Raw genomic sequence first — 11,275 nt, 5'->3', positions numbered from 1 at the left:
GCGCCGGCGCGCTGCTGGCGCTGGAGCACCCGGTCCAGGCGGACGTGGTCATCGGCGTGCCGGACTCCGGTCTGGACGCGGCCCTGGGTTATTCCCAGCAGAGCGGCATCCCCTACGGCATCGGCTTTTTGAAGAACAAATACATCGGCCGCACGTTTATTCAGCCCTCTCAGCAACTGCGGGAGAACACCGTGCGCATCAAGCTGAACCCCATCGCCGACACCGTGCGCGGCAAGCGTGTGGTGCTGGTGGACGACTCCATCGTCCGGGGCACCACCTCCCGGCAGATCGTGCAGCTGCTGCGGGAAGCCGGCGCCACCGAGGTGCATTTCCTGTCCTCGGCGCCCAAGTTTTTGTATCCCTGCTACTTCGGCGTGGACGTGGACAGCCGCGAAAACCTGATCGCCGCCAACCATTCCACCGAGGAGATGCGGCAGATGCTGGGCGTGGACAGCCTGGGCTTTTTGAGCGTGGACGGCGTGAAAAAGATCGCCGAGGGCTGCAAGCTGGACCTGTGCACCGGCTGCTTTACCGGCGAGTACCCGGCCGAGGTGCCCGCCTCTCCCCACAAGAGCAAATTTGAAAAGAAAATTTCCGAATCCGCCGACTGAGAGAGGAGAATCGGTATGAAAAGTTATTCCGAGAGTTATAAGGCAGCGGGCGTGGACATCACCGCCGGCTACACCGCCGTGGAACTGATGAAACAGCACGTGGCCCGCACCATGACCCCCGGCGCCATCGGCAGCCTGGGCGGCTTCGGCGGCCTGTTCGAGCTGGACGTCACCGGCATGCAGCACCCGGTGCTGGTGTCCGGCACCGACGGCGTGGGCACCAAGCTGAAAATCGCCTTTTTGATGGACAAGCACAACACCGTGGGCATCGACTGCGTGGCCATGTGCGTCAACGACATCATCACCTGCGGGGCAAAACCCCTGGTGTTCCTGGACTACATCGCCTGCGGCAAGCTGGTGCCGGAGAAAGTGGCCTCCATCGTGGAAGGCGTGGCCGAGGGCTGCGTGCAGGCCGGCGCCGCGCTGGTGGGCGGCGAGACCGCCGAGATGCCCGGCTTCTACCCGAAAAACGAGTACGACCTGGCGGGCTTCTCCGTGGGCGTGGTGGAAAAAAGCCGCATTGTGGACAACACCCAAATGCGCCCGGGCGACGCCATCATCGCGCTGCCCTCTTCGGGCGTGCACTCCAACGGCTTCTCGCTGGTGCGCAAAATTTTCAACGTGGAATACGCCGACGTGCACAACTATGTGGACGAGCTGGGCATGACCCTGGGCGAGGCTCTTCTGACCCCCACCAAGATCTACGTCAAGCCCGTGCTGGCGCTGATGGAAAAAATGCCCGTGCATGCGGTCAGTCACATCACCGGCGGCGGCTTCTACGAGAACATTCCCCGTTCTCTGGCGGCGGGCTGCGTGGCGCGCATCAAACGCAGCGACGTGCGGGTGCTGCCCGTGTTTGAATTGCTGCAGAAAACCGGCAAGATCCCCGAGCGGGATATGTTCAACACCTTCAACATGGGCGTTGGCATGACCCTGGTGGTGCCCGCCGACAAGGCGGACGAGGCCTTGCGCGTGCTGGCCGAAAACGGTCAGGACGCCTACTTCCTGGGCGAGATCGCCCAAGGGGAAGAGAAAGGCGTGGAGCTGGTATGAGAGTGGCGGTGCTTGTCTCCGGCGGGGGAACCAACCTGCAGGCGCTGATCGACGCCAAAGCCGCGGGCAAACTGCCCAACGCCCAGCTGGCGCTGGTGGTGGCCTCGAAGCCGGGGGTGTACGCCCTGGAGCGGGCGGCCAAAGCGGGTATCGAGACCGCGGTGGTGCGCCGCAAAGACTACGCCAGCGCGGACGCGTTCAACGACGCCATGCTGCAGACCCTGCAAAGCCACGGCATCGAGGCAGTGGTCCTGGCGGGCTATCTGTCCATGGTGGGGCAGAACGTGGTGCGCGCCTATCCGGACCGCATTTTGAACATCCACCCCAGCCTGATCCCCTCCTTCTGCGGGGCCGGGTACTACGGACTGCGGGTGCACCAGGCGGCGCTGAAAAAAGGCGTGAAGGTCACAGGCGCCACGGTGCACCTGGTGAACGAAGCGTACGACGACGGACGCATTGTGCTGCAAAAGGCCGTGTATGTGGAAGAGGGGGACACCCCCGAGACCCTGCAGCGGCGGGTGATGGAACAGGCCGAGTGGGAGATTCTGCCCCGGGCTTTGGACCTTTTGACCAGCGGCCGGCTGTAAAGCGGCGCGAAAGGAGCTTTTTATGGATCATTTAAGTCTGGCGGCAGAGCTCGCCATCAACGCCTATCCCGGCCGGGGCATTGTCATCGGCCGTTCTGAGGACGGCAAAAGCGCCGTCATCGCCTATTTCATCATGGGCCGGTCGGCCAACAGCCGTAACCGTGTGTTCACGGCCAAGGACGGCGGCATCATCACCGAAGCCGCGGACCCCGCCAAGCTGGAGGACCCCAGCCTGATCATCTACGCGCCGGTGCGGGTGCTGGGCCACAAGACCATCGTCACCAACGGCGACCAGACCGACACCGTGTACGACGCGCTGAAAAAGGGCAAAAGCTTTGCCAAGGCCCTGCGCAAGCGCACCTTTGAGCCGGACAGCCCCAACTTCACCCCCCGCATCTCGGGTCTGGTGAAGGTGAAAGAGGGCGAGATGAGCTACAAGCTGTCCATTTTGAAATCCGACGGCGGCAACGAAGCCTCGGTGGAGCGCTTTTTCTTCGAGTATCCCCAGCCCGTGGCCGGGGAGGGCCGGTTCATCCACACCTACCGGTGTGACGGCAACCCCATCCCCAGCTTTTCCGGCGAGCCCGAGCGGGTGCGCATCGCGGGCAGCATCGACACCTTCACCAACATGGTGTGGAACAGCCTGAACGAGGCCAACAAGGTGTCTCTGTTCGTGCGCTTCATCGATTTGAAAACCGGCGAGGCCGAAGACCGCATCGTCAACAAATACCAGAAGACCGAGGGCTGACCCGGCCTTTCAAGGAGGCTTTTTCATGAGAGAACTGGAACTGAAATACGGCTGCAACCCCAACCAGAAGCCCGCCCGCATCTTCATGCAGGAAGGCGAGCTGCCGGTGGAGGTGCTCAACGGCCGCCCGGGCTACATCAACTTTCTGGACGCGCTGAACTCCTGGCAGCTGGTGAAAGAGCTGAAGGAGGCCACGGGCCTGCCCGCGGCGGCGTCCTTCAAGCATGTGTCTCCGGCGGGCGCCGCCCTGGGCCTGCCCCTGACCGACGCCATGAAGAAAATGTACTTTGTGGAGGGCATGGAGCTTTCGCCTCTGGCCTGCGCCTATGCCCGCGCCCGCGGCGCGGACCGCATGTCCTCCTTCGGTGACTGGATCGCTTTGTCCGACGTGTGCGACGAAAGCACCGCCCGGGTCATCCAGCACGAAGTGACCGACGGCGTCATCGCCCCGGGCTACACCGACGAGGCCCTGGCCATTCTGAAGGCAAAGCGCAAGGGCGGCTACAACGTGGTGAAGATCGACCCCGCCTATGTGCCGGCCCCCGTGGAGCACAAGGACGTGTTCGGCATCACCTTTGAGCAGGGCCGCAACGAGGCCAAGTTCGGCCCCGAGACCTTCTCCAACATCGTCACCCAGAACAAAACCCTGACCGAGGCCCAGAAACGGGATTTGATTTTGTGCCTCATCACGTTGAAATACACCCAGTCCAACTCGGTCTGCTACGCCGAGGGCGGCCAGATCATCGGCGTGGGCGCGGGCCAGCAGAGCCGCATCCACTGCACCCGCCTGGCGGGCAACAAGGCCGACATCTGGCATCTGCGCCAGCACCCGAAGGTGCTGGGCCTGCCCTTCCGCAAGGACGTGTCCCGCCCCAACCGGGACAACGCCATCGACGTGTACATCTCCGACGAGTGGGAGGACGTGCTGGGCGACGACGTGTGGGCCGATACCTTCACCATGCGTCCCGAACCCCTGACCGCCGAAGAGAAAAAAGCGTGGCTGGCCCAGTTCCATGACGTGTGCCTGGGCTCCGACGCCTTCTTCCCCTTCGGGGACAACATCGAGCGGGCCCGCCGTTCGGGCGTCAGCGCCATTGTGGAGCCGGGCGGCTCCATCCGGGACGATCAGGTGATCGCCACCTGCGACAAGTACGGCATCGTCATGGCCTTCAACGGCCTGCGGCTGTTCCATCATTGATATGATCCGCTTGATGACCAAAGCCCGGTGGGCCGAGCTTCTCTGCGCCGGGGCGTTCCTGGCTGCCTGCGGGTGGGCGGGGGCGTCCCTGACCGGGGCGGCGCTGTTTGCCGTGCTGGCGGTGCTGGGCATCTGGCTTCCGGGCCGGGCGCTGGCCCGGGTCCTGGGGGCGGAACAGGCGGGCCTGCCGGCCACTGCCGGAACCGTGTTCGGGCTGGGGCTGTGGGCCGTTGTCACAGCGCTGGCCTCGGCCACGGGGCTGCACGCGCTGGTGTGGGTGCTGCCTGTGGCGGGGCTCGCCAGCCTCTTCGCAGTGCGGGGGACCATCCCGGCCCCCGACAACGCCCGCGCGCTGGTGCGGGCGGCGTTCTGGCTTGCCTGCATCGCCGTGTGCGTGCTGCCCAATGCCCACGCCGTGGCCGCGGGCGCCGTGGAGCCCAACCACGACTTTTTCTGGAACCTGGGCAACGCCCAAAGCTTTCTGCAGGGGCTGCCGCCCCAGGACCTGCGTTTTTCCGGGTACACCATCACCTATCACTGGCTGTCCGAGCTGCTGGCCGCGGGCTTTGCCATGGGCGGTGTTCCCCTGTGGGATGCGCTGGCCTTTTACCTGCCGGTGTTCTGTCTGTGGCTGCTGGCGGCCGTGCTGGCCGAGTGCGGGGCCCTGTGGTTTGAAAGCCGGAAAAAAACCGCTGTGTTTTTTGTGCTCACCTTCCTGTGCGGCGGCGCGGGGCTGTGGAAGATCTTCTCCTACGGCCGGTGCCCCTTCTGGAACCTGAGCGTGTATCATCTCATCAGCAACGTGAACGGCATGGGGCTGACGACCCTGCTGCTGGCGGGCTTCGCCGCCGGTGTGTGGGCGCTGTGGAACGCCCCGAAGCCCTGGCTGTGGGCCTTCACCGGGGCGGCCTTCGTCCTGTTGTGCTTTGCCAAGGGCCCGGTGGCGGGTGTGGCGGCGCTGGCTTTTGCGCTGGCGGCGCTGGTGCGCCTTGCCTTTGCCCGCACAAAGCAAAACGGTGCCGTGCTGGCCTTTGCGGCGCTGCTGCTGGCCGGGTTCGCGGTGCTGTTTCGGGTGTTTTTCTCCGCGGGTGCTTCCAGCAAGATCGGGTTTTCTCTGTTCGGCACCCTGGAAAAATCGTATTTTACCAATTTTGTGGCGCTGCTGCGGGCCAAAAGCCCCCTGCTGGCCGCGGTGTGCGCGCCGCTGTTCATGCTGGCCCAGACCGTGTGCTTCGCCCCGGCCTCCACGCCGCTGTTTCTGGCGGGGGCCGTGGGGGACGTGCCCCGTCTGCCCAAGCTGGGCGGGCCGCGCCTGTTTTTCACCGCCTGCGCCGCGGGCGGCTTTGCGGCCTTTTTCCTGTTTGACCACGAATCCATGAGCCAGATGTACTTCGCCTTCATCGGGCTGTTTTTCGCCAATGTGCTGGCCGTGCAGAATCTGGACGGATTTCTGGCCTTCTGCGCCCGCCGCAAAAAGGCGCTGGCCGCGGTGTGCAAAGGGTGCGCCGCATGTCTGGTGCTGGTGGGCCTTGCGGGCGGTGTGTTCACCGGCGTGCAGATGGTCGGGGACGGCCTGACCACCCCCACGGGCGACGCCGCGCTGGCCGGTGAAAAGGACCTGGCCCTGACCGCCGCCGAGGAAGAGGCGCTTGCATGGGCGGGCGAACACCTGCCCGAGGGCATTCTGCTGGCCACCAACCGCAGCCATACGGGCGTGGCCAAAGAGGGGCTTTCCAACGTGTACTCCGGCATTTCCGGCCGGCCCTTCTATATGGAGAGCTTCAAGTACGCCGTGTCCAACCTGGGCGTGGACAAGGCGGAAGTGGACAGGCGGGTAAGCGAGATGAAAACCCTGTTCGGCCCCGACGAGACCGCCGATGGGGCCGCCGCGCTGTGCCGCGAGATCGGCGTGGGCGCGGTGATCTACTGCAAAACGGCGGCGGAAAAAGGCTGGGACATCACCGAGCAGACCCAGCCCTCGCTGTTCGCCCAAAGCGCGGTGGACGGCTTTGAAACAGTCTATGAAAACGACGATGTGACCATTTTTGTGTTGCAATAAACGGAGGGAGTTTGTATGAAGATCCTTGTGGTGGGCGGCGGTGGCCGCGAGCACGCCATCATCCGCAAACTGAAGCAGAGCGCGGGCGTGACCGAAATTTTGTGCGCGCCGGGCAACGGCGGCATCGCCGCGGACGCGGTGTGCGTGCCCGTGGCAGCCACGGACGTGGAGAACATGGTGGAGCTGGCCTGTGCCCGGCACGTGGACTACGTGGTGGTCGCCCCGGACGATCCTCTGGCGCTGGGCATGGTGGATGCCCTGGCCGAAAAAGGCATTCCCGCCTTCGGGCCCGACAAGGCCGCGGCCCGCATCGAGGCCAGCAAGGTCTTCTCCAAAAACCTGATGAAAAAATACGGCATTCCCACCGCCGAATACGAGACCTTTACAAACGCGGACGAGGCCATGGCCTACATCCGCGCACGGGGCAAATACCCCGTGGTGGTCAAGGCCGACGGCCTGGCCCTGGGCAAGGGCGTTCTGATCTGCGAGGATGAGGCCGCCGCCGAAAGCGCCGTCAAAGGCATGCTGGAAGAGGGCATGTTCGGCGCCTCCGGCCGCCGTGTGGTGGTGGAGGAGTTCCTCACCGGGCCCGAGGTGTCGGTGCTCAGCTTTACCGACGGCAAAACCGTGGTGCCCATGGTGTCCAGCATGGACCACAAGCGGGCGCTGGACGGGGACAAGGGCCTGAACACCGGCGGCATGGGCACCGTGGCCCCCAACCCCTGCTATACCAACGAAATTGCCGGCGTGTGCATGGAGACCATCTTCAAACCCACCGTGGCCGCCATGGCCGCCGAGGGCTGCCCCTTCAAGGGCTGTCTGTACTTCGGGCTGATGCTCACCCCGGACGGCCCCAAGGTCATCGAGTACAACTGCCGCTTCGGCGACCCGGAGACCCAGGTGGTGCTGCCCCTTCTGGAAAGCGATCTGCTGGCCATTATGCGGGCCACCACCGACGGCACTCTGGACAAAGTGGAAGTCAAGTTCAGCCACAAGTCCGCCGCCTGCGTGGTGCTGGCTTCGGGCGGATATCCTCAGCATTATGAAAAAGGCAAAGTCATCACCGGCCTTGTAAACGGGCAGCTGCCCGGCGGCGAAGCCGTGGTGTACCACGCGGGCACCGCCCTTAAGGACGGGCAGCTGGTCACCGCCGGCGGCCGTGTTCTGGGCGTCACCGCCACGGCCGACACCCTGAAACAGGCGCTGGAAAAAGCCTATGCCGCGTCGGAACAAATTCATTTCGACGGGCTGCACAAACGAACGGACATCGGCGCGCGCGCCCTGGCCGCATTGTAAGGAGGCAACCATGGTTTATCGTATTTACGTTGAAAAACGCCCCGAATATGCCGTTGAGGCAAAGGGCATCCTGCACGAGATCCGCCATCTTTTGCGCATCAAAAGCGTCACCGGGCTTCGGCTGCTGAACCGGTACGACGTGGAGGGCATCGGGGAAGAGCTGTTCCGAAAATGCATCGGCACCGTGTTCTCCGAGCCGCAGCTGGACGATGTGTACACCGCCATCCCCGACGGGGCCGACGTGGTGTTCGCCACCGAGTACCTGCCCGGTCAGTTTGACCAGCGGGCCGCCAGCGCCGCCGAGTGCATTCAGCTCATCAGCCAGGGCGAGCGGCCGGACGTGGCCACCGCCCGGGTGTTCCTGTTGACCGGCCATCCCACCGACGCCGAGCTGGCCGAGATCCAGAAATACGTGGTCAACCCCGTGGAGGCGCGCCTGGCAAGCCTTGCGGAAAAAGAGACGTTGAAAGCCAGCTACGCCATCCCCACCACCGTGGAGACGCTGACCGGCTTTACAAAGCTGACCGCCGAGGGCCTCAGGGACTTTGTGGACCATTACGGCCTGGCCATGGACGCGGACGACGCGGCCTTCTGCCAGCAGTATTTCATCTCCGAGCACCGGGACCCCACCATCACCGAGATCCGCATGATCGACACCTACTGGTCCGACCACTGCCGTCACACCACCTTCGGCACCATTCTGGACAAGGTGGACATTGATGACGCGCGGGTGCGCAAAGCCTTTGACCGGTACCAGAACATGCGCAAAGAGGTGTACGGGGCGCGCAACAAACCCATGTGCCTGATGGATCTGGGCACCATGGGCGGCAAGTACCTGAAAAAGACCGGCGTTTTGAAAAATCTGGACGAGTCCGACGAGATCAACGCCTGCAGCGTGCGCATCACCGTGGACAACAACGGCAAGGACGAGCCCTGGCTGCTTCTGTTTAAAAACGAGACCCACAATCATCCCACCGAGATCGAGCCCTTCGGCGGCGCGGCCACCTGCATCGGCGGCGCCATCCGCGACCCGCTGGCCAACCGCGGCTATGTGTATCAGGCCATGCGCGTCACCGGCGCGGGCGATCCGCTGGTGCCCGTGCAGGACACCATGAAGGGCAAACTGCCCCAGCGCAAGCTGGTCACCACGGCCGCGGCGGGCTATTCCAGCTACGGCAACCAGATCGGCCTGGCCACGGGCATGGTGGATGAATTGTATCATCCGGGCTACATCGCCAAGCGCATGGAGATCGGCGCCGTGGTGGGCGCCGTGCCCGAGGAGAACGTGCGCCGTGAGGAGCCCGTTCCCGGCGACGTGGTCATCCTGCTGGGCGGCCGCACCGGCCGCGACGGCTGCGGCGGCGCCACCGGTTCCTCCAAGGCCCACAAGCTGGAGAGCCTGGAGACCTGCGGAGCCGAGGTGCAGAAGGGCAACGCCCCGGTGGAGCGCAAACTGCAGCGCCTGTTCCGCACCAAAGAGGCCACGCTGATGATCAAGCGCTGCAACGACTTCGGCGCGGGCGGCGTGTCCGTGGCCATCGGCGAGCTGGCCGACGGCCTGTCCATCGATCTGAACGCCGTGCCCCGCAAGTACGACGGTCTGGACGGCACCGAGCTGGCCATCTCCGAAAGCCAGGAGCGCATGGCCGTGGTGGTAGCCAAAGAGGACGCAGACAAGTTCATCGCCGCCGCCAACAAAGAGAATCTGGAGGCCACCGTGGTGGCCACCGTCACCGAAGAGCCCCGTCTGGTCATGCGCTGGAACGGCAACGTGATCTGCGACATCGCCCGGCCGTTCCTGAACTCCAACGGCGCGGAAAAACATACCAGCGTATCGGTGCCCAAAGCGCAGGACGCAGCCCGTCACGTGGAGGAGAAACCGCTGGCCCAGATGCTCACCGATTTGATGGGCGATCTGAACGTGTGCAGCAAAAAGGGTCTGTCCGAGCGGTTTGACTCCACCATCGGCGCGGGCACGGTGGTCATGCCCTTCGGCGGCAAGACCCAGCTGACCCCGGTGCAGGCCATGGCGGCCAAGCTGCCGGTTCTGCACGGCGAGACCAAGACCTGCTCCGGCATGGCCTGGGGCTACAACCCCTTCATTGCGGAAAAAGACCAGTACGCCGGGGCCTATCTGGCCGTGGTGGAAAGCGTTTCCAAGCTGGTGGCGGCGGGCTTCTCGGCCGAGAAAGCCTACCTGACCTTCCAGGAGTACTTCCAGCGCTTGGGCGCGGACCCCGCCCGCTGGGGCCAGCCCATGGCCAGCCTGCTGGGCGCGCTGGACGCACAGGTGGATCTGGGCGTGGCGGCCATCGGCGGCAAGGACTCCATGTCCGGCACCTTTGAAAACATCGACGTGCCGCCCACGCTGGTCAGCTTTGCGGTGGCCGCGGGCAACACGGACAACGTGATCAGCCCCGAGTTCAAACTGCCCGGCTCCAAAGTGGTGCTGGTGCGTCCTTCCCGCGGCGAAGGCCTTGTGCCCAACGCCGAAAGCCTGAAGCGGGTGTTCCGCCAGGTGGAGACGCTCATCGCCCAGAAGAAAGTGCTGGCGGCCTACACGCCGGGCTTCGGCGGCATTGCCGAGGCGCTGTGCAAAATGAGCCTGGGCAACCGGCTGGGCTTCAAAGCGGCCCCGTCCGTGACCAAAGAGCTGCTGTTCGGCTACGAGTACGGCAGCTTTGTGCTGGAGCTGGCCGAGGATCTGGACATCGGCGAGACGCTGGGCGAGACCACCCTGGCCTATGCCTTTGAGGCCTGCGGCGAGCGGGTGGAGCTGGACGGCGTGCAGACCGTGTACGAGGAAAAACTGGAGCCGGTGCTGCCCTACCACACCACCGCCGAGGCCGACGCGGCCCGGCCCGTGGAAGCGCTGAACTTTGAGGCGGTCACCCGTGTGTCGCCCCGGGTGGGCTGTGCCAAGCCCCGGGTGTTCATCCCCGTGTTCCCGGGCACCAACTGCGAGTATGACTCCGCCCGCGCCATGGAGCGCGCCGGTGCCGAGCCGGAGATCTTCGTCATCAACAACCTGACTCCCGCGGCCGTGGCCGAAAGCGTGGAAGAGGCCCGCCGCATCATTGAGCGCAGCCAGATGATCTTCCTGCCGGGCGGCTTCTCCGGCGGCGACGAGCCCGAGGGCAGCGCCAAGTTCATCACGGCGTTCTTCCGCAACCCGGCCCTCACCGAAGCGGTGCACCAGCTGCTGGATCAGCGGGACGGCCTGATGCTGGGCATCTGCAACGGCTTCCAGGCGCTGATCAAGCTGGGCCTGGTTCCCTTCGGCCACATTGTCGAGACCGATCAAACCTGCCCCACCCTGACCTTCAACACCATCGGCCGCCACCAGAGCATGCTGGTGCGCACCCGGGTGGCGTCCAACGCCAGCCCGTGGCTGTCCCGCTGCAAGGTGGGCGACGTGCACACCGTGGCCATCAGCCATGGCGAGGGCCGGTTCGTGGCCAACGACGAAACCCTGCACACGCTGATCAAAAACGGTCAGGTGGCCACCCAGTACGTGGATCTGGCCGGCGCGCCCACCATGGACGTGCGCTTCAACCCCAACGGCAGCTATCTGGCCATTGAGGGCATCACCAGCCCGGACGGCCGCATCTTCGGCAAGATGGGCCACTCCGAGCGCTCGGGCGACAACCTGTACAAGAACGTGGACGGCAACAAGCTGCAGCAGATCTTCGAGGGCGGCGTGGACTACTTCAAGATCTGAGC

General features: G+C 64.6%; 8 protein-coding genes. All 8 read left to right on the top strand.

Translation table 11 applies throughout. The features are described 5' to 3' along the window. Positions 1-611: amidophosphoribosyltransferase (locus WMO24_RS08130; protein WP_349215927.1), on the top strand; the 611-nt coding region annotated here is incomplete at its 5' end. Positions 612-626: 15 nt separating this feature from the next. Beyond that, positions 627-1,664, top strand: a complete 1,038-nt coding sequence (gene purM, locus WMO24_RS08125; protein WP_349215926.1) for a phosphoribosylformylglycinamidine cyclo-ligase — start codon at positions 627-629, stop codon at positions 1,662-1,664. Continuing rightward, positions 1,661-2,251 (top strand): phosphoribosylglycinamide formyltransferase, encoded by a 591-nt coding sequence (gene purN / locus WMO24_RS08120; RefSeq protein ID WP_349215924.1) that lies wholly within the window; start codon positions 1,661-1,663, stop codon positions 2,249-2,251. Before purM ends, purN begins: the two co-directional genes overlap by 4 nt. Positions 2,252-2,273: 22 nt before the next feature. Then, a complete protein-coding gene (locus tag WMO24_RS08115; RefSeq protein ID WP_349215923.1) occupies positions 2,274-2,999 on the top strand; it encodes an IMP cyclohydrolase in 726 nt (241 codons plus the stop codon). A 25-nt stretch (positions 3,000-3,024) separates the two neighbouring features. Next, a complete protein-coding gene (locus tag WMO24_RS08110) occupies positions 3,025-4,197 on the top strand; it encodes a phosphoribosylaminoimidazolecarboxamide formyltransferase (protein ID WP_349215922.1) in 1,173 nt (390 codons plus the stop codon). A gap of 1 nt (position 4,198) precedes the next feature. Further along, complete coding sequence (locus tag WMO24_RS08105) at positions 4,199-6,256, top strand: hypothetical protein (RefSeq protein ID WP_349215921.1); 2,058 nt, start codon at positions 4,199-4,201, stop codon at positions 6,254-6,256. A 15-nt stretch (positions 6,257-6,271) separates the two neighbouring features. Next, positions 6,272-7,552, top strand: a complete 1,281-nt coding sequence (gene purD / locus WMO24_RS08100) for a phosphoribosylamine--glycine ligase (RefSeq protein ID WP_349215920.1) — start codon at positions 6,272-6,274, stop codon at positions 7,550-7,552. Positions 7,553-7,562: 10 nt separating this feature from the next. Further along, a complete protein-coding gene (locus WMO24_RS08095; RefSeq protein ID WP_349215919.1) occupies positions 7,563-11,273 on the top strand; it encodes a phosphoribosylformylglycinamidine synthase in 3,711 nt (1,236 codons plus the stop codon). Positions 11,274-11,275: the final 2 nt, after the last annotated feature.

This window comes from Ruthenibacterium intestinale (assembly GCF_040096265.1).
Lineage (GTDB): Bacteria > Bacillota > Clostridia > Oscillospirales > Ruminococcaceae > Ruthenibacterium > Ruthenibacterium komagatae.
Note: the sequence above shows the minus strand (reverse complement) of the source record. Positions and strands in the feature narration are given on the sequence as shown.

Coding starts and splice junctions, on each gene's coding strand:
- WMO24_RS08095 (WP_349215919.1), top strand. CDS start 7,563: ATGGTTTATCGTATTTACGTTGAAAAACGCCCCGAATATGCCGTTGAG.
- purN (WP_349215924.1), top strand. CDS start 1,661: ATGAGAGTGGCGGTGCTTGTCTCCGGCGGGGGAACCAACCTGCAGGCG.
- WMO24_RS08115 (WP_349215923.1), top strand. CDS start 2,274: ATGGATCATTTAAGTCTGGCGGCAGAGCTCGCCATCAACGCCTATCCC.
- purM (WP_349215926.1), top strand. CDS start 627: ATGAAAAGTTATTCCGAGAGTTATAAGGCAGCGGGCGTGGACATCACC.
- purD (WP_349215920.1), top strand. CDS start 6,272: ATGAAGATCCTTGTGGTGGGCGGCGGTGGCCGCGAGCACGCCATCATC.
- WMO24_RS08110 (WP_349215922.1), top strand. CDS start 3,025: ATGAGAGAACTGGAACTGAAATACGGCTGCAACCCCAACCAGAAGCCC.
- WMO24_RS08105 (WP_349215921.1), top strand. CDS start 4,199: ATGATCCGCTTGATGACCAAAGCCCGGTGGGCCGAGCTTCTCTGCGCC.